This window comes from Halomonas sp. 18071143 (genome assembly GCF_019211725.1).
Lineage (GTDB): Bacteria > Pseudomonadota > Gammaproteobacteria > Pseudomonadales > Halomonadaceae > Vreelandella > Vreelandella stevensii.
Genome location: NZ_CP078120.1, coordinates 912,252 through 937,959 on the forward strand (window position 1 = coordinate 912,252; position 25,708 = coordinate 937,959).

The window sequence follows — 25,708 nt, forward strand, 5'->3', positions numbered from 1 at the left end:
GCGACGCTGCGGCGTTGTGCTTTTGCCTACCGGAACAGCGTAGGCGTTCGCTATCAGCTTTGAACCACGATCACCGATTTCACATTGACGAATTCGTGCATGCCAAAGCCGCCGTGCTCACGGCCGTAGCCTGAATCCTTCACGCCGCCAAACGGCATCTCGGGCGTTGCCACACCAAAGCCGTTGATGAACACCATGCCGGTATCGAAATACTTGCTGGCCAGCTCGGTGGCACGTTTCACGTCCTTGGAGATGATGCCGCCGCCCAAGCCGTAGCGGCTGTCGTTGGCGATGCGCATGGCGTCGTCGTCATCCTTGGCGCGAATCAGCGCCGCCACCGGGCCAAACAGCTCGTCGTCGTAGGCGGGCTGACCGGGGGTAACGTCATCCAGCACCGTGACCGGGTAGAACGCGCCTTTGCCTTCCGGCTTTTCACCGCCGCAGAGGATTTTTGCGCCCTTGCGCACGCTCTCTTCCACCTGCTCGTGAAGGGTATCGCGCAGATCCACGCGGGCCATGGGGCCCAGGTCGCTGTCTTGCTGGGTTGGGTCGCCCGCTTTCAGGTCCTTCATGCGCGCCACGTAGCGCTCCTTGAACGCTTCGTAGTTCTTCTCGGTGACCACGAAGCGTTTGGCGGCCACGCAGGTCTGGCCGCCGTTGAATACGCGACCGGTCACGCAGGTGTCGATGGCCACGTCCAGGTCGGCGTCGTCCAGCACCAGATAAGCGTCGTTGGAGCCCAGCTCCAGCACGGTTTTTTTCAGGTGCTCGGCGGCCTTGGCGGCCACTTTACGGCCAGCGCCGTCGCTGCCGGTCAGGGTCACGCCTCGCACGGCCTTGTGGGCAATGACGTTGTCGGACACTTCATGGGAAATCACCAGCACCCGGAATACGTTTTCCGGCAGGCCCGCTTCACGATAGATCTTTTCCAGCAGCAGGCCGCTACCGGTGACGTTTTCGGCGTGTTTCAGCAGCACGCCGTTGCCCGCCATGAGGTTATCGATGGAGTAGCGCACTACCTGATAGGCAGGGAAATTCCAGGGCTGAATGCCGTAAATCACGCCCATGGGCGAGTAGGTGACAAAACCGCGCTCGCCATTACCGGGCTGGCGCTCTTCATCGGCCAGCTTGGTGGGGCCGTGCTCGGCGGTGTAGTCACAAATGCCCACGCACAGATCCACTTCCTGACGGGCCTGCTCCGGCAGCTTGCCCATCTCTTTCACCATGAGCTGGGCCAAGTCTTCCCGATGCGCTTTCAGCGCCTGGCCAATGGCCTTGATGACGCGAGCGCGCTCATCCAGAGAGGTCAGCCGCCAATCGAGAAAGGCCTCATGACAGGCCTCGACGACCTGCTGAGCCTGCTGGTCATCCATCAGTGTGTAGGATTCGAGGGTATCACCCGTGGTGGGATTGACGGTCTTGATCGTGTTGCTCATAAGATCTCCTATCTTTAGATCAACGGGACGTGAGGGGGTAGACCATACAGTGGCTAATCGTTCCTTTAGGCCGACTGGTCTATTCACGCTGATTTTCCACTTTAGTAGAAAAATCCCCATTTGCCCAAATTTCGCGGTCTGTTCACCCGCTCACCCTTTGGCGCTTTTTATGGCGCCAGGGAAGGGCGGTGGGCCCACACGGTATCCAGGGTGTCCAGCGCTGCCTTGATGGTGGGCTCGATGGCGCGATCCTGTCGCCAGATCAGGCTCAAGGCGCAGGGCAGGCGAACGTGCTCGGCCACTGCCAGCCCGCTCTCCTGGCGCTCGGCCATGGCCAGCGCGTCGCGGGCCAGGCTCAGGCCGACCCCGGCGCGCACCAGGTCCAGCATGCAGGCTTCCTGGTCGACCTGTGCCACTCGGTGCGGCGTGGCGCCGCTGGCAGCCAGCGCACGCTGGAGCAGGCGCGAGTGGGCCGACACGCTGGGGGTGACGATCCAGGGGAGGCTGGCCAGCGCTTCCCAGCGGGTGTCGGCCAGCTTGGCCTCCCAGCCCGGGGGCGCCACCACGTGGTAATGAAAGTGGGTCAGCTCACGCCAGGCCAGGGCGTCATGGGCTGGGCCTTCACCGGGCGGTGCCAGAAAGAAACCCACATCCAGCTCGCTGTGCACCACGTCTTCCAGCACGCTGCCGCTCATGCCGTGGTGCAGCTCCGTTTCCAGCTGGGGCGCGCGGGCCATCAGGCGGCTCAAAAAATCGCCCAGGCGGATGAATTCAGGGTCCACGATGGTGCCGATGCGCAGCTTGCCACGCAGGGTGCTGTGCAGGGCACTGGCGCTTTGTTCGAATGCCAGCGCACTGGCCAGGGCGTTTTCGGCGGCGGGCAGCAGGGCATAGCCATCGGCAGTGAGGCGCAAGCCCTGAGGGCGCCGGGTGAACAGCGTCAGGCCAAGGTGTTGTTGAAGCTGCTTCAACTTTAGGCTGACGGCAGGCTGAGTGAGGTGCAGCTGTTCAGCGGCGCGAGACACGCTGCCGGTATGGGCAACGGCCACAAAGGCCCGTAGCGTGGCGTACTCCTGCATGGTCGATGACCTTCGTTGTTATGTTATTAGCAGAGCTTATATCCGGGTTAAAAATTACTCAATTGCTTGGCCTGTGGTGCCGGGTAGTCTAGGGCAGACTCTCCTCATCACTTAAACGATGTTTATAAAGGTAGCGACAATGACAACTCACGCCATTCACCACTTCATTAACGGCCAGCGCAGCGAAGGCACCTCTGGTGCTTCCCAGGACGTTTTCAACCCGGCCACGGGTCAGGTCACCGGCCGCGTGGCACTGGCGTCGGCGGCGGATGTGGACACGGCTGTACAGGCGGCCCAGGCGGCCTTCCCTGCTTGGGCCGACACGCCCCCCATTCGCCGCGCTCGGGTGATGTTCAAGTTTCTGGAGCTGCTCAATACACACAAGGATGCGCTGGCCGAAGCGATCACCAAAGAGCACGGCAAGGTGTTCACCGATGCCCAGGGGGAAGTGGCGCGTGGCATCGATATCGTCGAGTTTGCCTGTGGCATCCCTCAGCTGTTGAAGGGTGACTATACCGAGCAGGTGAGTACCGGCATCGACAACTGGACTGTGCGTCAGCCGCTGGGCGTAGTGGCCGGGATCACCCCGTTCAACTTCCCGGCCATGGTGCCCATGTGGATGTTCCCCATCGCGATTGCCGCCGGGAATACGTTCATTCTCAAGCCCAGCCCGCTGGACCCCAGCGCTTCGCTGATGATTGCCGACCTGTTGCAGCAGGCGGGCCTGCCGGATGGCGTATTCAACGTGGTGCAGGGCGACAAGGACTCCGTGGAAGCGCTGATCGATCATCCGGAGGTGAAGGCGCTGTCGTTCGTCGGTTCCACCCCCATTGCCAACCTGATTTACGAGCGTGGCGCGAAGCACGGCAAGCGCGTGCAGGCGCTGGGCGGCGCCAAGAACCACATGGTGGTGATGCCCGATGCCCACCTGGACAAGGCCGTCGATGCGCTGATCGGTGCCGCCTACGGCAGCGCCGGTGAGCGCTGTATGGCCATCAGCGTGGCCGTGCTGGTGGGCGACGTTGCCGATAAAGTCATGCCGATGCTCACCGAGCGAGCCCAGGCGCTGAAGGTCAAGGATGGCATGCAGCTGGATGCCGAAATGGGACCCATCGTGACCCGTCAGGCCCATCAGCGCATTACCGGTTACATCGAAAAGGGCGTGGCCGAGGGTGCACAGCTGATCGTCGATGGCCGTGAATTCGACGGCGCCAACGCGGGAGAGGGCTGTGTCGAGGGGTTCTGGATGGGCGGCACGCTGTTCGATCACGTGACCCCCGACATGACGATCTATAAAGAAGAGATCTTCGGCCCGGTGCTGGTGTGCGTGCGCGTGCCGGACGTGGCCACCGCCATTCAGCTGATCAACGACCATGAGTTTGGTAACGGCGTGAGCTGCTTCACCGAAAGCGGTAGCGTTGCCCGTGAGTTTGGCCGCCGTATCCAGGTGGGCATGGTCGGTATCAACGTGCCGATTCCCGTGCCCATGGCGTGGCATGGTTTCGGCGGCTGGAAGCGCTCGCTGTTTGGCGATACCCATGCCTATGGCGAAGAGGGCGTGCGCTTCTATACCAAGCAGAAGTCGATCATGCAGCGCTGGTCTGACTCCATCGACGCCGGTGCCGAATTCGTGATGCCCACGGCGAAGTAACGCCCGCTCTTCACCGGAGTCATCTGCATGTCCAACAATACAACTACCCCCATGGCGGCTCATACCGCCATGCAATGCTTTGACTATATCGTAGTAGGCGCAGGCACCGCAGGGTGCCTGATGGCCAACCGACTGAGCGCCGACCCGAACAATCGGGTGCTGCTGATCGAAGCCGGTGGCCGAGACAACTACCACTGGATTCATATACCCGTCGGGTACCTGTATTGCATCAACAACCCGCGCACCGACTGGCTGTTTCGCACGGAGCCCGACCAGGGGTTGAACGGTCGCTCGCTGATCTACCCGCGCGGCAAGACCCTGGGCGGCTGCTCCAGTATCAACGGCATGATCTACATGCGCGGCCAGGCGCGGGATTACGACCACTGGGCGGAAGTGACCGGCAGCGATGCCTGGCGCTGGGAGAACTGCCTGCCGGACTTTATCAAACACGAAAACCACTACCGATTGGATAAAGGCAGCGACGGTGATGACACTCACCGCGCGTTTCATGGCCACGGCGGCGAGTGGCGGGTGGAGAAGCAGCGTCTGAAGTGGCAGGTGCTGGATGACTTTGCCGAAGCTGCCGTTCAGGCCGGTATTCCTCGAACCGAGGACTTCAATCGAGGCAGTAACGAAGGCGTTGCCTATTTCGAAGTCAACCAGCGCGACGGCTGGCGCTGGAACACGGCCAAGGCGTTCTTGCGCTCGGCCTTGAAGCGGGACAATCTGACGCTGTGGCACTCCACCCAGGTGAATCGGCTCTGCTTCGAGCGTGATCAGGCCGTCCCGCGCTGCGAAGGAGTCGAAGTGGTGCGAGCAGGCAAGACTCTGCGTGTGCAGGCCAGCAAGGAAGTCGTGCTGTGTGCCGGCGCGATTGGCTCGCCCCACCTGCTGCAGTTATCGGGCATCGGTCCCGCCGAGCACCTTGCCGAGCATGACATCGAGGTCGTGCACGACTTGCCGGGGGTGGGCGAGAACCTGCAAGATCACCTCCAGATACGTTCGGTGTATCGTGTCAGCAATGCCAAAACGCTGAACGCCATGGCCAGCACGTTATGGGGCAAAGCCGGTATCGGATGGGAGTACCTCACGCGGCGCACGGGGCCCATGAGCATGGCGCCGTCGCAGTTGGGCGCGTTCACGCGTAGTTCCGACGACCAGCCGTATCCCAATATCCAGTACCACGTGCAGCCGTTGAGTCTCGAAGCCTTTGGGCAGCCTCTGCACCCGTACCCTGCGATCACCGCCAGCGTGTGCAACTTGAACCCTACCAGCCGAGGCACCGTGCGCCTGAAAAGCGCCGACCCGCGCCAGGCACCGGCAATCGCGCCGAACTATCTGAGCACCCCCGAGGACCGCAAGGTGGCCGCCGATTCGCTGCGGGTGACGCGACGCATCGCCGAGCAGCCCGCCTTTGCCAGATACGCCCCGGAAGAGATCAAACCGGGCGTGGAGTACCAGACCGACGAGGAGCTGGCCCGTTTGGCCGGGGATATTGGCACGACGATTTTCCATCCGGTCGGCACCACGCGGATGGGAAAAGACGACGACCCCATGGCCGTGGTGGATGCGCAATTGCGGGTTCGCGGGGTGTCTGGACTGCGGGTGGCCGACGCGGGAGTGATGCCCACCATCACCAGTGGTAACACCAATTCGCCGACGCTGATGATCGCCGAAAAGGCCGCTGGATGGATTTTGGAAGAAAAGTCATTGCACTGACATTTTTTTCCATCATAGTGTTGACGTGCAGCGTCGTTAAGCGCATGCTGCATGCAGTTGGTTAGCAAGTCGAACGTAGTCAGCAGTATCGAAACGCTCTCGCGTTGAGTCTGGTGAAAGTTTCTTGTTCTACCCACTGCAACTCGGGTATTACCCGGCTCTTCATTAAGCTACATCGAGGATTTCGATCATGGCAACTGGTACCGTTAAGTGGTTTAACGACACTAAAGGCTTCGGCTTCATTTCTCCGGACGACAATGGCGACGACCTGTTCGCGCACTTCTCCGAAATTCAAGCTGACGGCTTCAAAACTCTGCAAGACGGCCAGAAGGTTTCCTTCGACGTCACCCAGGGTAAAAAAGGCCTTCAGGCTTCCAACATCAAAGTTCTGTAATCTGAACGAATGATGTTGTCAGCTGACCTACGGGTCAGTCTGTAGAAAAACCCCGCCTTCGTGCGGGGTTTTTTGTTTGCCACGATTTTCGCTTCACCCCTCACCCCTCACCCCTCATGGTTATATTCTATTTTGTTCTTACTGTGTTTCTAAAAATAACTTTTTAGAATATTGGGCAGGCGGCACAATATCCTCAGGTTCGTTTATCAAGGATATGGGTTTATGTCGCTGGATGCCTGGATTGCCGTTGGGGTGGTGCTGACGATTTTCCCCCTCATGGCGCTGTCGCGCCTGGGCCCCGATATCATTCTAATGGGGGCCGTGGTGGTATTGCTGACCCTGGGGGTCATCGACCCGCAGCAGGCGCTGGGAGGCTTCTCCAATAGCGGCCTGTTCACCGTGGCGTTCATGTACGTGCTGGTGGCCAGCATCCGTGAAACCGGTGGCATCGATTTGATCATTCGCTATGTGCTGGGTCGCCCAGCCACCGAGCGGGGCGCCCTGACCCGGCTGCTGCTGCCGGTGGCAACGCTGAGCGGCTTTCTCAACAATACCCCGGTGGTGGCCACCTATATCCCTGCGGTGATGAGCTGGAGCCGCCGTTTGAAGTTGTCTCCCCAGCGGCTGCTGATGCCGCTGAGCTTTGCCTCCATTCTGGGCGGGACCATCACGCTGATCGGCACCAGCACCAATCTGGTGGTGCATGGGTTGCTGGTGGAGCGCTACCCGGAGCTGGCCATGGGGCTGTTCGAACTGGCCTGGGTCGGTTTGCCGGTGGCTCTGGCCGGGCTTACCTACCTGATCGTGCTGGGCCCACGCATCCTGCCTGCCCGCAAAGGCGTCGCCAATGCCTTTGCCAACCCGAGGGAATTTACCATCGAGATGGAGGTGGACCCCACCGGCGTGCTGGTGAACCGCACCGTGGAGGAGGCGGGGCTGCGGCATCTTCAGGAGCTGTTTCTGGTCGAGATCGAGCGTGATGGTAACGTGGTCAGCGTGGTGGGGCCGGGCGAGCAGCTCAAGGGCGGTGACCGGCTGGTGTTCGTGGGCACGTCGGCGGCGGCCGTGGAGCTGCAGCAGATCCGGGGGCTGATTCCCTCTCGGGATGGCGCTTCCAGCCTGGAGAAGGAGTTCAAGGAGCGACGGTTGGTAGAAGCCGTGGTCTCCAGTCAGTGCCAGTTCATTGGCCAGCGCATCCGCGACGGCCGCTTTCGAACTCTGTACGGAGCGGCGGTGTTGGCGATTTGCCGCGGCGGCGAGCGGGTGACCGGCAACCTCGGGCAGGTACGCCTGCAGCCAGCGGACGTTCTGCTGCTCGAGGCTCGCCCGCCGTTCATCGAGCGCCATCGCCAGTCCAAGGATTTCCTGCTGATCAGTGAACTCAACGGGGCGGCCAGGCCGGTGCATGAAAAGGCGCCGCTGGCCTGGGCGATTCTGCTGGGGGCGGTGATGCTGGCGACCTTTGGCGTGCTCAGCATGCTCAATGCTGCCATGCTGGGCGCTGCCATGGTGCTGCTGACCGGTTGCTGCACGGTAGGCGCGGCCAAGCGGGGGCTGGATACTCAGGTCCTGCTGACCATTGCCGCCTCGTTCGGCGTGGGGGCGGCGCTGCAAACCTCTGGAGCAGCCGACGTGCTGGCGGGCGGTATTCTCTCGCTGGTGGCAGGCAACCCCTGGCTACTGCTGTTGGGCACCTACTGCGTGGTGGCGCTGCTCACCGAGATGGTGACCAATAACGCGGCGGCGGTGATCATCTTTCCGGTGGTAATGGCGGCGGCCGAAAGCCTGGGCGTCAATCCCATGCCCTACGTGGTGGCCGTCATGTTTGCTGCGTCGGCCAGCTTCCTGACCCCCATTGGCTACCAGACCAATCTGATGGTGCATGGCCCAGGGGGGTATCGGCTGGGGGACTTTCTGCGCGTAGGAGGTGGATTGAACCTGCTGACCGGGGCCATTGCGGTGACGTTGATTCCGTGGGTGTGGCCGTTTTAAGTGGGGAAGGACTCGCCCAACGCGTCGCTTTACGCTAGGGTGGCGCTTTTGACAGCCACCAAGGAATGCGACATGACAGCTCCAGGCGAACTGATTATCGAGCCGCAACATGGTCAACCCGCCGATGCGTGCGTGTTCATCATTCATGGACTCGGTGCCGACGGGCACGATTTCGAGCCGCTGGTGCCTGCGCTGGCCTTGCCGGAAAGCGCCCATGTGCGCTTCATCATGCCCCATGCGCCGCGCCTGCCGGTGACCATCAATGGGGGCATGGTGATGCCTGCCTGGTATGACATTCTGGCCATGGACCTGGGGCGTCGGGTCGACGAAGTGCAGCTGAAAACCTCCGCTGCGCGCATTCAGGCGCTGATTCAGGAGCAGATCGATCAAGGCATCGATAGCCAGCGCATCATCGTGGCGGGGTTCTCTCAGGGCGGCGCGGTGGCCTATCAAGCGGCCCTCTCGTTCCCCCAGCCGCTGGGCGGGTTGCTGGCAATGTCGACCTACTTTGCCACCGCCGACAGCATTGAACTTGCCGAGGCCAACCGCCATATCCCCATTGAGGTGCATCATGGTAACTTTGACCCCATCGTGCCTGAAGCGCTTGGCCGCTCTGGCGCTGAGCGTCTCAAGGCGCTCGGTTACTCGGTGAACTATCGTCAATATCCCATGGCCCACGCGCTCTGCCCGCAGCAGGTCAACGATATTGGCAGGTGGTTGAGCGAGCGGCTCGCGTAGTACGGCCTCCTTTTTCGCTGGCCAATGCACAGGATAGGCGGAGGCACTTCATGATGTCGGTGGATATATTGGAAGCTGGGCTGGCGCTTTGCCTGGTGGCAGTGGCGCTTGCTTGTCTGTTGGACCGCCATCTGCCGCGGACCTGTCGGCTGTTTTTGCTGTTCACGCTGCTGATGAGCCTGGCCTGGTGGCAGTGGCAGGCGCCCTGGTTGGGGCTGATGGAGCTGGTGCTGGGGGGCGTGCTCACCGGCGGCAGCTTCTTCTATGCCTTGAAGGCATTTCCCTCGGCTCACCCAGAGGCTGCCCACTACGACCGAGTGCAGCACGGGGCCGGGCATGTCATCAGTCGTGGGCTGCTGGCGCTGGCGTGGAGCGTGATGATCGGCGCCGCGCTGCGCTACCTCTTGCCCGACATGGCCTACTCGTTGAGCGAACACCCCTTGATGCTGGCGGCGGTGGTCATGGTCTCGGCGGCCATGGGGGCTTTTGCACTGCATCGACACTGGCTGCGTCGGCTAATGGCCTTCAACGTGCTGGGGTCGGGTGTGTTTCTGCTGTTGGCAGGCATGGCGGGCCCCTTGCCCAATGCCCAGGCGCTGATTGGCGTGGGCTTGCTGATTGCCTGGCTGGGCACCCTGCTGGGCGTGCTGTTGATACGACATCTGCTGCAGCTGGAAGGGGTGTCGGCCCTGGTCGATGAGCCGTCAGCCCCCCAGGCAACCCGAGAGGCTTCACAATGAGCTGGCGTTTTGGCTTGCATGACAGCACTTTCGAGCCGTTGTGGTCGACCCACTGGGCGCTGCTGGTCGTTCTGCTGCTACCTACCCTGATAGGCCTGCTGGGGGCCTGGTTGCGTCCCGCGCGCATGGTGCCCGTCCTGCTGGCCTGTACGCCGGTGCTGGTAGCAGGCCTGTGGATGGTCATGGATGCCCAGCAGGCGGGCGTGTTGCGCTGGCAGTGGCAGCTGGCAGGGGTGGATCTGGCGCTGCGCTTCAGTGGCGTGAGCGGCTTCATGCTGCTGATTACCCAGTGGGTCGCGTTGGCCGCTGCGCTGTATACCCCTGGGCACTTGGCGCTTTCCCAGGCTGGCCCTCAGGGGCGCTGGCTGTGGCTGCTCATGGGCGTTCTGGTGAGCGCGCTGTCGTTGATCTGGATGGCGGCCGATTTGCTGACGCTCTACGCCGCCTTGGAGCTAATGGGGCTGGCCGCCGTCGGCATGCTGTTGCTGTCGGGCAAGGGCAGTGCGCTCAAGGCCGGTATGCGCTACCTGCTGCTGGCGTTGGTGGGGTCGTTGGCGTTCCTGCTGGGCATTGCCCTGCTGCTGGGGTACTGGGGGGAACTGACGCTGATGGGCCTGGCCCAGGTGGTCGAGCCAGGCCCGGTGAGCTGGATTGCGGCGGCGCTGATAGGCGCGGGGCTGGCGCTGAAGGCGGCGCTGTTTCCGCTACATGGCTGGCTGACCCCGGTGCACGAAAACGCCTGGACGCCGGTGAGTGCACTGCACGCGGCGCTGGTCATCAAGGCCTCGCTGTTCATTCTGCTGATGGTGTGGAGCGTGCTGCTGCCCGATACCCGGCTGGCCCCGCAGCTGGTGGGCTGGCTGGGGATGGCGGCCATCGTGTGGGGCGGGCTGGTGGCATGGCGGGCAGCGTCGCTGAAAACCCTGATCGCCTCGTCCACGGTGGGCCAGCTGGGCTATTTGATGGTGGCATTTCCGCTACTGCTGGGGCCGCAAACCTCGCCACTGCCCCAGGCGCTGGCCTGGGAGGGGTTCTGGCTACAGCTGATGGGGCACTCGCTGGCCAAGGCGGCGATGTTCCTGGCGGCCGGCAATCTGCTGCTGGCCACCGGCAAGAGTGCTCTGCAAGCGCTGGCGGGCACCAGCCGCCGACTGCCGCTCTCGCTGCTGACGTTCGGCATCGCCTCCATCACGCTGATGGGCCTGCCACCCAGCAGCGGTTTCACGGCCAAGTGGCTGCTGCTGCAGGCCATGGTGCTCACTCAGCAGTGGCTTGCCGTTGCCGCCCTGTTGGTGGGCACCCTGCTGACCGCGGCCTATGTGTTCAGGGTCTTTCGCTACTCGTTCGATGAAACCGCACCGCGCCATGACTACCAGCCGTTGGCACCGGGCATGGATGCGGTGGCACTGGCGCTCGCCCTGGCCGCGCTGCTGCTGGGTCTGTTGGCCCACTGGCCGTTGGCCCTGCTACAAGGAGGTGGCGCATGAACGCAGCCTGGTTACCGCTGACCACACTGGCGACCTCTCTGCTGGCCGCCGTGGCCATTTTTGCGCTACCCGAAGAGGCGCGGCGCTGGCGTACCGGCATCAACCTGCTGGCGGCGGTCAGCAAGATCGTGCTGGTCGTGCTGATGGTCGGGCGCGTGGCGGAAGGCTACGAGGACACGTTCAGCTTCCAGATTGTCGAAGGCGTCGATTTCGTACTGCGCGCCGATGCGCTGGGCGTGATGTTCGCCGGGCTCTCATCGCTGCTCTGGCTGTGCACCACGGTGTATGCCATTGGCTACCTGGAGCATGCGGCCAACCGCAAACGCTTCTTTGGCTTTTTCAGCCTCTGCGTGGCCAGCACGCTGGGCATTGCGCTCTCCGGTAACCTGTTTACCTTCCTGATCTTCTATGAACTGTTGACGCTGTCGACTTACCCGCTGGTAGTGCATTCGGGCACCGCCAAGGCGCTGGCGGCAGGGCGCGTGTATTTGCGTTACACCCTGACCGGCGGTGTCGTGCTGTTGTTGGGGGTCGTGCTGCTGTATAGCCTGACAGGCGACCACTCCTTTGCCTCCGAGCGGGGGCTGTCGCCTTACCTGACCGACCACCGTGGCCTACTGACGCTGATCTTCGCGCTGCTGGTCGGCGGCCTGGCGGTCAAGGCGGCCATGGTGCCGCTGCATGGCTGGCTGCCCAGAGCCATGGTGGCGCCTGCGCCGGTGAGCGCGCTGCTGCATGCCGTGGCGGTGGTCAAGGCGGGGGCCTTCGGCATTCTCCGCGTGATCTATGACCTCTATGGGATCGAGCTGAGCGTCGAACTGGGGGTGACCACGGCCTTGGCCATCGCGGCCTCCATCACCATCATCTACGGCTCGCTGAGGGCCATCGCCCAGCAGGAGCTCAAGCCACGACTGGCCTTCTCGACCATCAGTCAGGTGTCGTATGTGATTCTGGGGGTCAGCCTGTTTGGGCCTTTCGGCACCATCGGTGCGCTCGCCCATCTGCTCCACCAGGGGCTGATGAAAGTCACGCTGTTTTTCTGCGCGGGCAACTACGCCGAAGAACTGGGCATTCACCGCATCGATGAGATGGACGGTGCTGGCAAGCGCATGCCGCTGACCAGTCTGGCCTTTACCGTAGGGGCACTGGGCATGATCGGGCTGCCGCCCATCGCGGGGTTCATCACCAAGTGGTACCTGGGCATTGGCGCCATTCAGGCCGAGATGTATTGGGTGGTGGCGGTGCTGGTGGCCAGCAGCACGCTGAACGCCATTTACTTCCTGCCGATCCTGCATCGACTCTGGTTCCGGCAGGGGCCCGGTCACGGGGTGGGGACGTGGCCCAATGAGCAGAAGCTGGGGCGACTGGAAACCCATGGCTGGCTGTTGTGGCCAGCCGTGTTTACCGCGCTGGCCAGCCTGGGGGCCGGGTTGCTGGCAGGCTTGCCGTTTAGCCCCCTGGACTGGGCAACGCGGGTGGCGGTAGGGGAGTATCTACCATGATGACGACACTGCTGCTGGTCGTGGCCTTGCTCTGGCCGCTGTGCGTGGCTGCCGGGGCGGTATGGCATGCCTACCGCACCCCGCCAGCGCAGCGGCGCTACTGTTCGTGGCTGTGGGTCAGCGCCGCCTGGCCTGCGTTACTGCTGGCTTATATGGGTGAAGGCCGTTGGGTGCTGGAAGCCTGGATGCTGGGGGGCTGGTGGGAGCTGAATGCGCTCAGCCGCCCCTGGCTGGCCTTCAGCGCGCTGCTATGGAGCCTGGCAGCGCTGCATGCCCGGGGCTACTTTGCCGCCGAGGAAGCCTTGGCTCGGGGGGGCGATGACGACGCCCAGCGGCGCTTGCAGCGGTTGACGCTGCTGTGGCCATTGGCCCTGCTGGGCAACGTCCTGCTGATCCTTTCCCAGGACATTGCCAGCTTTTACCTGGGCTTTGCGCTCATGACCTTTGCCGCCTACGCGCTGGTGGTGCATAGCGGCAGCGCCGAGGCGCGTCTGGGGGCTCGGGCCTACCTGATTCTCGCCGTGCTGGGCGAAGGGCTGATTCTGGGGGGGCTGCTATGGGCGGCTGGCTCCATCGACACCTTGACCCTGGAGGGCGTTCGCGAGGCCATTGCCCGCTCGGAGCACGGCGCCTGGATGGCACTGCTGCTATGGCTGGGGTTTGGCGTAAAGGCCGGGGTGGTGGGGCTGCATGTGTGGCTCCCGCTGGCCCACCCGGTTGCCCCTGCGCCCGCCAGCGCGGTGCTCAGCGGTGCCATGATCAAGGCCGGGCTACTGGGCTGGCTGAACGTGCTGCCCCTGGGCGAGTCGGGTCTGGCGCCTGAACTGGTACTGCTGGGCCAGGCCATGATGGCGCTGGGGCTGGCCGCCGCGTTCGGGGCTGCCCTGTATGGTGTGTGGCAGCGTCACCCCAAGGCCGTACTGGCCTATTCGAGTATCAGCCAGATGGGCATGCTGACGGCGCTGGTAGGCACCGGGTTGACGGTGCCTCAGGCGTGGCTACTGCTGCTGCCCGGGCTGGTGCTGTTTGCGGCCCATCATGCGCTGGCCAAAGGGGCGCTGTTCATGGGAACCAGCATCAGCGAACACATGCCCCGCTGGCGTGTACCGCTGCTGTTTGCACTGATGGCGCTGCCGGGCGTATCGCTGACAGGTGCCCTGGCTGCCGGGCTGGTCAGCAAGTGGGGAGTCAAGTCAGTGCTTTACGATGCCCAACTGACCACGCTGGTGCTGTTGCTGACCTGGGCGGCCGTGGGCACCTCGCTGCTGGTAAGCGTGTGCCTGTGGCGGCAGTGGCAGCTGCGCAAGAGTGGTGGCAGCCACCCCATGCAGTGGGGCGCCTGGTTGGCTGCCGTGGTGGCCGCGCTGGCCACCCCGCTGTGGCTGCCGCTGCACGGTGCCGAGGTGCCGCCGTTGGCCGAGTGGGCCGGGATCGTCTGGCCTTTCCCGGTGGGTCTGTTGGCGTTGGTGGTAGCACTTTCCCTGCGCCAGCGTGTGAAAGTTTCTCCACCGCCAGCGGGCGATCTATGGTGGCTATACGCGCCGCTGGCAGGCTATGCCCTGCAGGGCTGTCAGTGCTTCAGTGATACGCTGGGGCGCGTCAAAGCTGCGTCGGTGGCGCGCGGTCTGGCTTTCGAGCGCGCTGTCATGCAACTGCTCAGGCGAAGCCTGGATGCAGAGCCCTGGCTGCGCCAGCACGGCAGCGGGTTGATGATGGCCATGGCCGTGCTGCTGGCGCTACTGTTGATGTGGGAGGGGCTGGCATGAGCAAGCCGCAGACGGGGTCGCAAGCATACCAGGAAGACCGAGGGCGTCAGGCCGTGACGCCGGATGACATACCCCGGCTGGGCTGGCTGGATATCGGCTGGCGCGTGTTGAGGGCGTCCCGTCGAGACCGGGTGACCATGTACGCTGCCTGCGTGGCGTTCTACGCCTTGCTGGCGCTGTTCCCCACCATCGCCGCCGTGATTTCCATCTGGGGGCTGCTGTTCGACCCGGTAGAAGCAGGGCGGCAGCTTTATGAAATCAGCCGTTTCATGCCGCCCGATGCGGCCAACCTGATCGACCAGCAGGCCCAGGAGGTGGTGGAAAGTGCCCAGCGTGGCAACGTCATGGCCGCCCTGGCTGGGTTGCTGGTGGCCATGTACATCGCTTCCAAAGGAGTGTCGGCGCTGGTGGTGGGGCTCAACGTGGTTTACGGCGAGCGTGAGAAGCGGCCCGCACTGTTGCGCCTGGTCGTGCTGGTGGCGCTGACGTTCGGGCTCATCGGCATGACCCTGGTGTCGCTGGGGTTCATTGCCGTGGTGCCCATGCTGGTGGAGTGGCTGATGGTGGAACCGCCCTTTGACAGGCTACTGCAGTGGCTGCGCTGGCCAGCGCTGCTGGTGCTGATGAGCCTGCTGATTGCGCTGCTGTATCGCTTTGCACCTTACCGCCGAGCGGCCAAGTGGCGCTGGCTGAGCTACGGCACGCTGCTGGCTACCGCTACGTGGCTGCTGGGATCTGGGGGGTTGTCGCTTTACGTGCGCTACTTCTCCACGTTCAGCGAGCTTTACGGTTCACTGGGCGCCGTAGTGGCGCTGATGATGTGGTTCTGGATGTCGGCTTTCGTGGTGCTGCTGGGGGCCGAGATCAACTGCGAAATGGAGCGCCAGACCTACCAGGACACCACCACTGGCGAGCCGCGCCCGCTGGGTGAAAGAGACGCCTTTGCCGCGGATACGGTGGGCGTGAAGACCCCCTGGCAGGATCGCGACTCTCAGGATTGAGCAGCGGCGACCGCCCAGCCAGGCTGGGCGGTCGTGGGTTGGAGGGTGGGTGGGGACGTTAGCGGCTGTTCAAAGCAGCTCTTCTGCTGCCAGTGCCAGCCGTGAACGCTCGACGCTTTTCAGCGTAATGTGGCCTGCATGGGGCCAATCCCGGAACCGCTCCACCACGGCGGCCATGCCGCAGGTGTTGGCGGTCAGGTAGGGGGTGTCGATCTGTCCCACGTTGCCGAGGCAGACGATCTTGGTGTTACGCCCTGCCCGCGTCACCAGCGACTTGAGCTGCTTGGGCGTGAAGTTTTGCGCCTCGTCGATGATCAGAAACGTATCGTTGAGCGTGCGCCCGCGCATGAAGCTGGGCGAGCGGATCTGCACCCGCGAGCCGATCAGCTGCCGCGTGGCACCGTTGTCCCAGCTCGACTCTCCCTCCTCGTTGCGCAACAGGTTATCCATATTGTCATGGAAGGCCCCCATCCACGGCGACATCTTTTCCTCTTCCGTGCCCGGCAGAAAGCCGATGTCTTCGCCCATGGGAATGGGGGCTCGAGTGAACACGATGCGCTCGAAGTGTTTGCTGTCCAGGGTCTGCTGAAACGCGGCGGCCAGGGTCATGAAGGTTTTACCGGTGCCCGCATTACCGGCAATGGTCACCAGGTCGATCTCGGGGTCCATGAGCAGGTTGAGGGTGAAGTTCTGGCGGCTGTCATGGGCGTGCACCCCCCAGACGCCCGCGTGGTGGCGGTAGTTGGTGAGCAGCTGCAAGCGGGCAGAGGAGGGCGATAGCTCCCGAACGATGGCTTCGAATTCCGCGCCGTTTTCGCTATCCGACACCAGCATGCCGACATGCCAGTCCCGGGGCATGGTGCCGCTGAGCTGGTAGAAAGTGTGGTGCGCGACGCGCTCGACATTGACCTCCACGTTGAGACTTTCCCAAAGCGAGGCACCGCCCAGGCCTGCGGCCTCGTACACCTTGGCTCCTTCGATCATCGCATCGCTGTCGGAGAAGGCGCGGTCGTTGAGGTAGTCCTCGACGGGGACCTTCAGCGCGGCAGCCTTGACGCGGAGATTGATGTCCTTGGTGATCAGAATCACCGAGGCATCCGGGCGCTCGTCACGCAGGCGGCAGGTCTCTGCCAGGATGCGGTTGTCGGGACTGTCATCCAGCGCGTCGAATGGCTTCAGGTCGTTGTAGCATAAAAAGTGCAGCCGACCGGACTCCCCGCTGATACGCGGAATGGGGATGCCTTTCTGGATTTCATCGAAGGTGACCTGATTGGTCAGGTCGGACAGGGTGCGGCTGATCTGGCGAGCGGTGCGGGCAATTTCACGGATGCCGTTCTTGTGCTTGTCCAGCTCTTCAAGCACGGTCATGGGGATGACCACATCGTGCTCATCGAAATGATAGAGCGCGGCGGGGTCGTGAATCAGGACGTTGGTATCCAGCACATACAGCCTGGTGGCTTTCTTATCGAGTCGTACCATCGCGGAAACTACTCCTTGGTTGACGGCAATACCGACACTGGCAGATGCTCTTTACGCTTGGATGACACTTACCTGTGCCGCTTCGCTAGCGTGTCCTGCTCCTCCTTGTTAAGTACTTGCTTATAGCGTGGAAGGCTTTGGCCATTTTCGCCACAGCGTTATTTCAACGCAGTCATTGATCCATATTGCGATGACGTTCGAGGCCTAGCGGGTCGCGCTCAGAAAACGCGTAACGCTGGTCAATAGCGCGGTGGCTACCACGCCAAGGCTTTCTCCCTCCACGTAGCGGTAGTAGTGGCTCTCCAGCGCCAGGTCATGATTGAGCGCGCAGAGCTGACCGTTGGCCAATGCTTCTTTGACCAACGGGTAGGGCAAGAGTGCCCAGCCGGTGCCGTTGATCGCCGCATCACGGATCACCTCGAACATCGTCAACCCCAGGTAGTTGGTCGAAAACAGCGCTTCGCTGACCAGCCTGTCGCCCTGGTCGAAGGTCAGGCACACCTGCGTGTACTGGGCCAGATCATCTCGGGTGACGCTGGGCAGGCGGCTGAGCGGGTGATCGGGAGCGGCCACCAGGCTCATGCTGACCGGTGCCAGATGATTGGCCTTCACCGTGGTGCCCTCGGCGGTATACAGGCCGAAAGCGATGTCCACGGTTTGGCGCACCACGAACTGCGGGTGCTCTTGCGGGGGCAGCAGGTACACCGAAATGGCGGTCAGCGGGTAGCGCTGCTTCAGTTCGTGCATGACCTGACGCCAGAAGGCTTCGGGCAGCGCATCGTCGCGGGCAATGCACAGCTGGCTCTCGACGCCTTGCAAATGCTGCTGGCAATGCTTCTTGATCCGGCTGGCACTGGTCAGCAGGCGGTAGCAGTCCGGCAACACGCTTTCGCCCACCGCCGTGAGCTGCAGGCTGTTGCCCGAGCGTTCGAACAGCGCCACCCCCAGGCTATCTTCCAAGGCGTTCACGGCCGCACTGAGCGTGCTGCGTTTCATGCCGGTATGCCGAGCCGCCGCCGCAAAGGAGCCGTGTTCGGTCACTTCGATAAACGCTTCCACCTGTTCTGCGCGCATGATATTGCCTTCCTGGGTGCCAATAATATTGGCGCTGAGCGATTGGTTTAACGTGATAGGTCCTCCTATGATACCCCGCGCTATACCTACTTTTCATGGAGCAATTCGCGTGACCCCCTTCATCGCAGAGCGCCGTGCGCTCAGATTTTCCGCCATTTCTGCCAGTCTGTTCGCGTTTACCGGCCTGGCGCTCGGCCTGGCCAGTGGCTCGATCACGATACTCTTCGACAGCGGCTATTCGCTATTAAGTTTAGTGCTGGCCTCGCTGTCGCTGTTTGCCCTTCAGCAGGCGCGCAAGCCCGCTGATGATCACTACCCCTTTGGGCGGCTGACGGTAGAGCCGTTGGCAGTGCTGCTCAAAGGCGTGGTGATTGCCCTGGTATGCCTGTTCTCGCTGGTCTCGGCGCTGTGGAGCCTGGCGCAGGGAGGTCGTCTGGTGACCCTGGACTTGGCCTTGATCTTTGGCGTGGTCAACGTCACGGGGTGTCTGGTGACGTGGTGGTGGCTGGCGCGCCATGCGCGGGTTGCCCAGTCTTCGCTATTGAATGCCGAGCTTCGTCAGTGGCAGATGGATACCTGGCTGAGTGCCGCCGTAATGCTGGGGTTCGCGCTGACCTGGGGGCTAACGTTGACGCCCTGGGCACATCTGGCACGGTTCGCCGACCCGGTCATGGTGCTGATTATCGCGGGCTATTTCCTGCCCATGCCGATTCGCATGGTCAAGGATGCCTTGCGTGAACTGATGTTCGGTGAGCCCGTGGGCAGCGTGCGTCAGGAAGTGATTCAGGAAGTGGCGGATTTCGATATTGCCGACGACGATGTGCGCCTGGCCCAGGTGGGCAGTTTCCTGATGGTGGATATCCAACTGGACAAGCAGCAGATCGATGACGCCGAAGAGATCGTGGAAAGCGTCGAACAGCACTGCAAGCAGCGTAATTTGCGCCCGGTCATGAGCATTACACTGGTGACCTGAGCCCGCATCAAAAAAGATTGACGGTAGCGCTGGGTGAGTGATATCTAGCGCTACCGACAACTGGTGTCGGTTTAACACTGCTTGTGAGGGTTGTAAAACATGCCATTGCGCCGCTGTTTGCCCGTACTGCTGGCTACCGTTCTGGTGGCTGGCTGTGCCAGTAATACCGTTGCCCCCCGCTATACCACGGATAACCCAGACGTCATGCGTATCGGTGGTGAGCGCCCCGTCAGCGCTGACCCGCGCACGGAAGATGCAGGCTCCTATTGCCTGGAAACCACCGAGCGCTGGAACGAGCATGGCCGCACGCCGGATGGCCAGACGCTATGGGCCAAGGATACCCTGCGTCGCGTGGTGCCTTGCCCCTGAGCGAAGGCACCTAAAGCCTCGCGCCAGCCTGCGTGCTGGCGCGGTACTCACGCTTCGCGTTTTTGTGGTTTCCCCTTGCGTGGCGTGCCTGCCTGTCGGTTGACTGCCAAAGCGTTGGCACGCTATTAAGTTTGGCAGTAGACGATGAGATGTCCACCGCTTCAACTCACGAGACCTCCATGACCCCGGCCATCAATAGTGCACGGCAAGCAGGCATTGCCTTTCAGGTACACGACTATCCACATGATGCAGCGGCCACGTCCTATGGTCTGGAAGCCGCCGAAAAGCTGGGTGTTTCACCGGCACAAGTGTTCAAGACGCTGGTGGTCAGCCTGGATGGCAAGCAGCTGGCCGTGGGGATCGTACCGGTCGATTGCCAGCTGGGGCTGAAGCAGATTGCCAAGGCCGCAGGGGCCAAGAAGGCGGCGATGGCAGCGCCGGAAGCAGTGGAGCGCAGCACCGGTTACGTGCTGGGCGGCGTCAGCCCGCTGGGCCAGAAAAAGCGTTTACCCACCTTCATCGATGCCTCTGCAAAGGCGTGGCCCACGCTGTATGTCAGTGCCGGGCGCCGCGGGCTGGAGATCGAGCTCTCCCCCGATGACCTGGCGGCCTTGAGCCAAGGGCAATTCGCGGCGCTCTCCGCCTAGGCTTTGTACGAAAACTGCCTACGCTCGCCCATACGGCGTTAAAAATCGGCTCGTGCGCGAGTCCGATCAAAGTACTCATTTACACCTTGTAAACTCCGTCTTTTCGCCGATTTTTGCCTTGTCTGGCCATCGCTCGCCGACTTTTCGTACAAAGCCTGACGCCATGCCAAGGGTGGCCCGCTCCCAGTCAGGCAGGGCAGGGCGCTTTCTGGTATGGTGCTTCACATTATCGAATCGCTAGGCCTTATGCCCCTTCAGGAATTTCTTGTGTCAGATACCTCTTTTGCATCTCTTGCGCTGTCGCCTGCGCTGCTTGCTACGCTGGACTCCCTTGGCTATCACCAGATGACGCCGGTTCAGGCGCAGAGCCTGCCGCCCATGCTGGCGGGCCGCGACGTGATGGCCCAGGCCAAGACCGGCTCGGGTAAGACCGCCGCGTTTGGCCTGGCGCTGCTCTCTCAGCTCCGGGTGGAAGCGTTCAGCGTGCAAGGGCTGGTGCTGTGCCCGACCCGGGAGCTGGCAGACCAGGTAGCCGAAGAGCTGCGCCGTCTGGCGCGCGGCATGGCCAACGTGAAAGTGCTGACGCTGTGTGGCGGCGCGGCCTTTGGCCCGCAACTGGCCTCCCTGGAGCACGGTGCGCATATCGTGGTGGGCACGCCGGGGCGCATTGACGAGCACTTGCGCAGAGGCTCGCTGACGCTGGGGTCACTGACCACCCTGGTGCTGGACGAAGCCGACCGCATGCTCGATATGGGCTTTCAAGCCACCATCGACGACATCATTGCCGACACGCCTGCCGACCGCCAGACGCTGCTGTTCAGCGCCACCTTCCCGGACGAGCAGTCGACCGAAGGCCTGGCCATCATGACACGGGGTGTCATGCGCGACCCGGTCAGCGTCAAGGTGGAAGAGACCCACGATGCCACCACCATCGAGCAGCACTTCTACGCCGTGGCCAACGACGACGCACGCTTTGCGGCGCTGAAACAGCTGCTGCTGGCCACGCGCCCCACCACCAGCGTGGTGTTCTGCAACACCAAGCGCGAAACCCAGGCGGTGGCCGACAGCCTGGTCGATGCGGGTTTCAGTGCGGTGGCCCTGCACGGCGACCTGGAACAGAAGGATCGTGATCGACTGCTGGTGCTGTTCGCCAACCAGAGTGCGTCGATTCTGGTTGCCACGGACGTGGCCGCCCGTGGGCTGGACATCGCCCAGCTGGATGCCGTCTTCAACTACCAGATCGCCCGCGAGCTGGAAGTGCATGTTCATCGCGTAGGCCGCACTGGGCGCGCTGGGGCCAGTGGTATCGCCTGCACGCTGGTGACCCCGCAGGAGCAGTATCGCCTCGAACGCCTTGCGGAGCTGCTGGGCGAGCCGCTGATCACCGAGCCGCTGCCCAAGGCGTCCGACAGCACTCCGTTCGAGCCACCCATGGCCACGCTACAGCTGGCAGGTGGCAAGAAAGACAAGCTGCGCCCTGGCGACATTCTGGGCGCCTTGACCAGTGAAGGCGGCCTGCGGGGTGATCAGGTGGGCAAGATCAAGGTACTGGCCCGCAGCGCTTACGTGGCGGTGGAGCGCGGTGCCGTTCAACGCGCCCAGGCCAAGCTGGAGCGGGATAAACTCAAGGGGCGTGCTTTCCGAGTGCGCCGCATTCGTCACTAACAGGATCAGCGCAGCAAGCCATGAAAACACCCAAACGATTACAGCCCCTGGTCGACGATGGCCTGATCGATGAGGTGCTGATGCAGTTGATGAGCGGCAAGGAAGCGCAGGTGTACGTCGTACGCTGTGGTGACGAGACGCGCTGCGCCAAGGTCTTCAAGGAGGCCAAGCAGCGCAGCTTCAAGCAGGCGGTGCAGTATCAGGAAGGGCGCAAGGAGCGCAATAGCCGCCGCGCGCGGGCCATGGCCAAGAAGACCCGCTACGGTCAGAAAGAGCAGGAACAGGCGTGGCTCACCGCCGAGGTGGACGCGCTGTACCGGCTGGCCGCTGCCGACGTGCGTGTTCCCAAGCCCTATGGCTTCGTGGATGGCGTGCTGCTGATGGAGATGATCAGCGATGCGGCAGGCGACGTGGCCCCGCGCCTTGACGATGTCACCCTGACCCACGAGCAGGCGCTGCGCTATCACGCCAAAGTGATTCAGGACGTGGTGCGTATGCTGTGTGCCGGTCTCATCCACGGCGATTTATCCGAGTTCAACGTGCTGGTGGATGCCGACGGCCCGGTCATCATCGACCTGCCCCAGGCGGTGGATGCCGCAGGTAACAACAGCGCCGCCGCCATGCTCGAGCGCGACGTCAACAACATGCGCGCCTATTTTGGCCGTTTTGCTCCGGAGCTGCTGGACACCCACTACGGCAAGGAGATGTGGGCGCTCTATGAGTCCGGCGAGCTGCACCCCGAAAGCCAGCTGACCGGCCACTTCGAGTTCGACAGCCACATTGCCAACGTGGCAGAGCTGATGGAAGTCATCGACGACGCCAAGGAAGAGGAAGCCGAACGCCTGGCGCGACTGCGCGGCGATGACGACGAAGACTAGCCGCCGATATCGTGTACACTAGGCTATCCATTAGCAGAGTAACGACATGCGCGGGTGTCGGCGGCCAGTCGCCAGTGCTTGAGTAGGTCACGTTTCAGGGAGGGGCGCGTGAAGGGAAGTCGTTTCAGTGCAGCCAGTGCCAGAGCGCTGGCCGTGTCGCTGGGTGTCGGCGCCCTGGGCGGTCTGCTGTTTCAACTGCTGAACCTTCCCCTGGCCTGGATGCTGGGCCCGCTGGTGGCCAATCTGCTGGCCTCCGCCAAGGGCGCCAGCGTTGCAGTGCCCGAGCCGCTGCGCAACGTGTTCCTGGCCGTCATGGGGCTGGTGCTGGGCAGCCAGGTAACGCCGGAGCTGGCACATCGTGTACTGGACTGGCCGCTGTCGGCGGCGCTGCTGCTGCTCGGGGTGGCCGCCTCCACCGCGGTGGCCTCGGCCTGGTACCGGCGCTGCGGGTTCGACCCGGTGAGCGCCTGGTTTGGCGCCGCCCCCGGCGCGATGACGGCGATGATCCTGCTGGGCGAAAAGTGTGGTGGTGACCCTCAGCGCATCGCCGTAGCCCAGTCGCTGCGCATTATTCTGGTCATTCTCTTCCTGCCACCGCTGTTCTGGGCCTTTGAAGGGGGCGAAGGCTCGTTGGGGCCAGCCGCTTCGTCGCTGGAACACGGCTGGATGCTGCTGACCATTCCCCTGCTGATACCGCTGGGCCGCTGGCTGCGCATCCCCAGCTCGGCGCTGCTGACTCCCTTGCTCATGGCCGCCCTGCTGTCGGGGCTGGACATGGCCAGCCTGGCGCTGCCCGAGTGGGGTATGAACCTGATGCTGTGGGTGCTGGGCAGTGCCATTGGCTCGCGTTTCCAGGGCATGACCCGCAGGTTGTTGGGCCGCTACCTGTGGCAATCGGGCGTGGCGACCCTGCTGGCCCTGATGGCCCTGGCGGTATTCGCCGAACTCATTCATCGTACCGTGGGGGTGGGCCGAGATGTGGCGCTGCTGGCGCTGGCCCCTGGCGGCATCGGTGAAATGGCGATTCTGGCCGTTGCCCTGGATATCGACCCGGTCTTCGTGGCATTTCATCACCTGCTGCGCATGATTACCCTGATGGTGTTCGCGCCGTTCTGGGCGCGCTGGCTGTTGAGCCGCCGCCGAGCGCACTGACAGACGCCATTCGGCTCTCTTCAAAGGCTTCTTCGTCAAGGACTTCCCATGTTGTCACGCCTGCTGTTGCCGCTGTTCCAGTTTTTTGAACGCCGCGTAAACCCCTACCCGGAAGGTGAGGTGTCGACGCCTCCCCACGGGCTGCTGCCGTTTATCTGGCACTTTTCGCGGCCAGTCTGGCCCTGGCTGCTGCTGATGTCGCTGATGACTGCCGTGGTGTCAGCCGCCGAGGTGATGTTCTTCAGCTACATGGGCGAGCTGGTGGATTGGCTGGGCCGGGTCGAGCGGGCCGACTTCTGGGCGCAGCACGGGCTGTGGCTGGCGGGCGTCGGGCTGGCGGTAGTGGTCGGGCTGCCCCTGCTGGTGCTGGGCCAGTCGCTGATCACCCACCAGAGCATTTTTGGCAACTACCCAATGATCGGCCGCTGGCTCTCGCATCGCCACATGCTGAGCCAGAGTCTGGCGTTCTATCAGGACGAGTTTGCCGGGCGCGTGTCGCAGAAAGTGATGCAAACGGCGCTGGCCGTGCGGGAGACCGTCACCAAGATCATGGACCTGATGGTCTACGCCATCGTCTACTTTACCGGTGCGGCGATTCTACTGGGGCGGGCAGACCCCTGGCTGCTGCTGCCGCTGGGTGCCTGGCTGGTGGGCTATCTGGGCATCATGCGCTACTTCGTGCCCCGGCTGCGGGACGTTTCCATGGCCCAGGCGGATGCCCGTGCGCAGATGACCGGCCGGGTCGTCGATAGTTATAGCAACATTCAGACCATCAAGCTGTTTGCCGACACCCAGCGCGAAGAGCGCTACGCCAAGGATGCCATGGAAGGCTTCATGATCACCGTACACCGTCAGATGCGGCTGGTCACGTTGATGAGTGTCTGCCTGACGCTGCTCAATACGCTGCTGCTGGTCGGCACCGCCGGTATGGCCATTGCGGCCTGGTTCCTGGAGGCGATCTCGCTGGGGGTGTTGGCCATTGCCATTGCGCTAGTGATGCGTATCCGCTTCATGTCGGACTGGATTCTCTGGGAGGTCGCCGGGCTGTTCGAGAATATCGGTACGGTACAGGATGGCATGAACACCATCGCCCAGCAGCCGACGGTCAAGGATGCCCCCAACGCCAAGGCGCTGAGCGTGCCCAAAGGCGAAATCGTCTTCGACGCCCTGCGCTTCCAGTATGCCCAGGCCAAGGGGCAGAGCCGACACGTGTTCGACGGGCTGAGCCTGACCATTCGACCCGGCGAGAAGATCGGCCTGATTGGCCGCTCCGGGGCGGGTAAGTCGACCCTGGCGAACCTGCTGCTGCGTTTTTACGACTTGCAGGGAGGGCGCATTCTGATCGACGGCCAGAACATTGCGGAGGTCACCCAAACGTCGCTGCGCCACCAGATCGGCATGGTCACCCAGGACACGTCGCTGCTGCACCGCTCGCTGCGCGACAACATTCGCTACGGCAGCCCCCAGGCCAGCGACGACGATGTGTGGCAGGCAGTGTGCCGCGCCCATGCCGATACGTTCGTTCATGATCTGGTCGACCCGCAGGGGCGCCGGGGCCTGGATGCCCATGTGGGCGAGCGGGGCGTCAAGCTCTCCGGGGGCCAGCGTCAGCGCATCGCCATTGCTCGGGTACTGCTCAAGAATGCGCCTATTCTGGTGCTGGACGAAGCCACCTCGGCGCTGGACTCCGAAGTGGAGGCCGCCATTCAGGAGCAGCTGGATGCCCTGATGGAAGGCAAGACCGTCATCGCCATTGCCCATCGGCTTTCGACCATTGCCATGCTGGATCGCTTGATCGTGGTGGATGAAGGCCGCCTGGTTGAGAGCGGCACCCATCAGGAGCTGCTGGCCCGCAACGGCATTTACGCCGGCCTGTGGCAGCGCCAGTCGGGCGGTTTTTTGGGCAATGACCTTGATTCTGAACAGGCGACCCCCATGTAGCCGTAGAGAGTCAATACTAGACCGG

Annotated in this window: 21 protein-coding genes; 17 read left to right on the forward strand and 4 right to left on the reverse strand. The window is 62.9% G+C overall.

Features of this window, described 5'->3' with window-relative positions; genetic code table 11:
- Positions 1 to 53: 53 nt before the first annotated feature.
- Both KVY02_RS04430 and KVY02_RS04435 read right to left on the reverse strand, forming a co-directional pair.
- Positions 54 to 1,436: an NAD-dependent succinate-semialdehyde dehydrogenase gene (locus tag KVY02_RS04430; protein WP_218314521.1), complete on the reverse strand. Its 1,383-nt coding sequence runs from the start codon at positions 1,434 to 1,436 to the stop codon at positions 54 to 56.
- A gap of 167 nt (positions 1,437 to 1,603) precedes the next feature.
- Positions 1,604 to 2,515: a LysR family transcriptional regulator gene (locus tag KVY02_RS04435; RefSeq protein WP_016916378.1), complete on the reverse strand. Its 912-nt coding sequence runs from the start codon at positions 2,513 to 2,515 to the stop codon at positions 1,604 to 1,606.
- A gap of 139 nt (positions 2,516 to 2,654) precedes the next feature.
- On the opposite strand from KVY02_RS04435, the gene KVY02_RS04440 reads away from it, so the two are divergent.
- The 10 genes from KVY02_RS04440 (at position 2,655) to KVY02_RS04485 (ending at position 15,505) form a co-directional block, all read left to right on the forward strand.
- The gene (locus KVY02_RS04440) at positions 2,655 to 4,166 is read left to right on the forward strand and encodes a CoA-acylating methylmalonate-semialdehyde dehydrogenase (RefSeq protein WP_218314523.1); all 1,512 of its coding nucleotides are present in this window, start codon (positions 2,655 to 2,657) and stop codon (positions 4,164 to 4,166) included.
- Between the two features lie 51 nt (positions 4,167 to 4,217).
- A complete protein-coding gene (locus KVY02_RS04445; RefSeq protein WP_218315040.1) occupies positions 4,218 to 5,885 on the forward strand; it encodes a GMC family oxidoreductase N-terminal domain-containing protein in 1,668 nt (555 codons plus the stop codon).
- Positions 5,886 to 6,075: 190 nt separating this feature from the next.
- Complete coding sequence (locus KVY02_RS04450) at positions 6,076 to 6,279, forward strand: cold-shock protein (protein ID WP_009101184.1); 204 nt, start codon at positions 6,076 to 6,078, stop codon at positions 6,277 to 6,279.
- 222 nt (positions 6,280 to 6,501) lie between these two features.
- On the forward strand, positions 6,502 to 8,271 hold the full coding sequence (locus KVY02_RS04455; protein WP_218314524.1) for an SLC13 family permease: 1,770 nt from the start codon (positions 6,502 to 6,504) through the stop codon (positions 8,269 to 8,271).
- Between the two features lie 72 nt (positions 8,272 to 8,343).
- On the forward strand, positions 8,344 to 9,009 hold the full coding sequence (locus KVY02_RS04460) for an alpha/beta hydrolase (protein WP_016916382.1): 666 nt from the start codon (positions 8,344 to 8,346) through the stop codon (positions 9,007 to 9,009).
- A 50-nt stretch (positions 9,010 to 9,059) separates the two neighbouring features.
- Positions 9,060 to 9,749: a hypothetical protein gene (locus tag KVY02_RS04465; RefSeq protein WP_218314525.1), complete on the forward strand. Its 690-nt coding sequence runs from the start codon at positions 9,060 to 9,062 to the stop codon at positions 9,747 to 9,749.
- Entirely contained in the window at positions 9,746 to 11,236 is a 1,491-nt protein-coding gene (locus KVY02_RS04470; protein ID WP_218314527.1) for a complex I subunit 5 family protein, read from the forward strand. Before KVY02_RS04465 ends, KVY02_RS04470 begins: the two co-directional genes overlap by 4 nt.
- On the forward strand, positions 11,233 to 12,738 hold the full coding sequence (locus KVY02_RS04475) for a complex I subunit 5 family protein (RefSeq protein WP_218314529.1): 1,506 nt from the start codon (positions 11,233 to 11,235) through the stop codon (positions 12,736 to 12,738). The genes KVY02_RS04470 and KVY02_RS04475 overlap by 4 nt, the downstream gene beginning before the upstream one ends.
- Positions 12,735 to 14,504 carry a proton-conducting transporter transmembrane domain-containing protein gene (locus KVY02_RS04480; RefSeq protein WP_256357564.1) on the forward strand — a complete coding sequence of 590 codons (1,770 nt, stop codon included), beginning with the start codon at positions 12,735 to 12,737 and terminating at the stop codon, positions 14,502 to 14,504. The genes KVY02_RS04475 and KVY02_RS04480 overlap by 4 nt, the downstream gene beginning before the upstream one ends.
- Positions 14,501 to 15,505, forward strand: coding sequence for a YihY/virulence factor BrkB family protein (locus tag KVY02_RS04485; protein ID WP_218314530.1), 1,005 nt, complete (start codon positions 14,501 to 14,503; stop codon positions 15,503 to 15,505). The genes KVY02_RS04480 and KVY02_RS04485 overlap by 4 nt, the downstream gene beginning before the upstream one ends.
- Positions 15,506 to 15,574: 69 nt before the next feature.
- On the opposite strand, the gene KVY02_RS04490 is transcribed toward KVY02_RS04485, so the two are convergent.
- Positions 15,575 to 16,984 (reverse strand): PhoH family protein, encoded by a 1,410-nt coding sequence (locus KVY02_RS04490; RefSeq protein WP_016916388.1) that lies wholly within the window; start codon positions 16,982 to 16,984, stop codon positions 15,575 to 15,577.
- A gap of 204 nt (positions 16,985 to 17,188) precedes the next feature.
- Positions 17,189 to 18,058 (reverse strand): LysR family transcriptional regulator, encoded by an 870-nt coding sequence (locus KVY02_RS04495; RefSeq protein ID WP_039175729.1) that lies wholly within the window; start codon positions 18,056 to 18,058, stop codon positions 17,189 to 17,191.
- A 109-nt stretch (positions 18,059 to 18,167) separates the two neighbouring features.
- On the opposite strand from KVY02_RS04495, the gene KVY02_RS04500 reads away from it, so the two are divergent.
- The 7 genes from KVY02_RS04500 to KVY02_RS04530 all read left to right on the forward strand — a co-directional run bounded on the left by KVY02_RS04500 (position 18,168) and on the right by KVY02_RS04530 (position 25,683).
- The gene (locus KVY02_RS04500; RefSeq protein ID WP_016916390.1) at positions 18,168 to 19,031 is read left to right on the forward strand and encodes a cation diffusion facilitator family transporter; all 864 of its coding nucleotides are present in this window, start codon (positions 18,168 to 18,170) and stop codon (positions 19,029 to 19,031) included.
- A gap of 99 nt (positions 19,032 to 19,130) precedes the next feature.
- On the forward strand, positions 19,131 to 19,400 hold the full coding sequence (locus KVY02_RS04505) for a hypothetical protein (protein ID WP_039175732.1): 270 nt from the start codon (positions 19,131 to 19,133) through the stop codon (positions 19,398 to 19,400).
- 179 nt (positions 19,401 to 19,579) lie between these two features.
- The gene (gene ybaK, locus KVY02_RS04510) at positions 19,580 to 20,047 is read left to right on the forward strand and encodes a Cys-tRNA(Pro) deacylase (RefSeq protein WP_081139034.1); all 468 of its coding nucleotides are present in this window, start codon (positions 19,580 to 19,582) and stop codon (positions 20,045 to 20,047) included.
- Between the two features lie 267 nt (positions 20,048 to 20,314).
- Positions 20,315 to 21,712 carry an ATP-dependent RNA helicase DbpA gene (gene dbpA, locus KVY02_RS04515; RefSeq protein ID WP_256357565.1) on the forward strand — a complete coding sequence of 466 codons (1,398 nt, stop codon included), beginning with the start codon at positions 20,315 to 20,317 and terminating at the stop codon, positions 21,710 to 21,712.
- Between the two features lie 20 nt (positions 21,713 to 21,732).
- Positions 21,733 to 22,590, forward strand: coding sequence for a PA4780 family RIO1-like protein kinase (locus tag KVY02_RS04520; RefSeq protein WP_189462635.1), 858 nt, complete (start codon positions 21,733 to 21,735; stop codon positions 22,588 to 22,590).
- Positions 22,591 to 22,698: 108 nt separating this feature from the next.
- Positions 22,699 to 23,742, forward strand: coding sequence for an AbrB family transcriptional regulator (locus KVY02_RS04525; RefSeq protein ID WP_193461621.1), 1,044 nt, complete (start codon positions 22,699 to 22,701; stop codon positions 23,740 to 23,742).
- A 48-nt stretch (positions 23,743 to 23,790) separates the two neighbouring features.
- The gene (locus KVY02_RS04530) at positions 23,791 to 25,683 is read left to right on the forward strand and encodes an ABC transporter ATP-binding protein (RefSeq protein ID WP_034072633.1); all 1,893 of its coding nucleotides are present in this window, start codon (positions 23,791 to 23,793) and stop codon (positions 25,681 to 25,683) included.
- Positions 25,684 to 25,708: the final 25 nt, after the last annotated feature.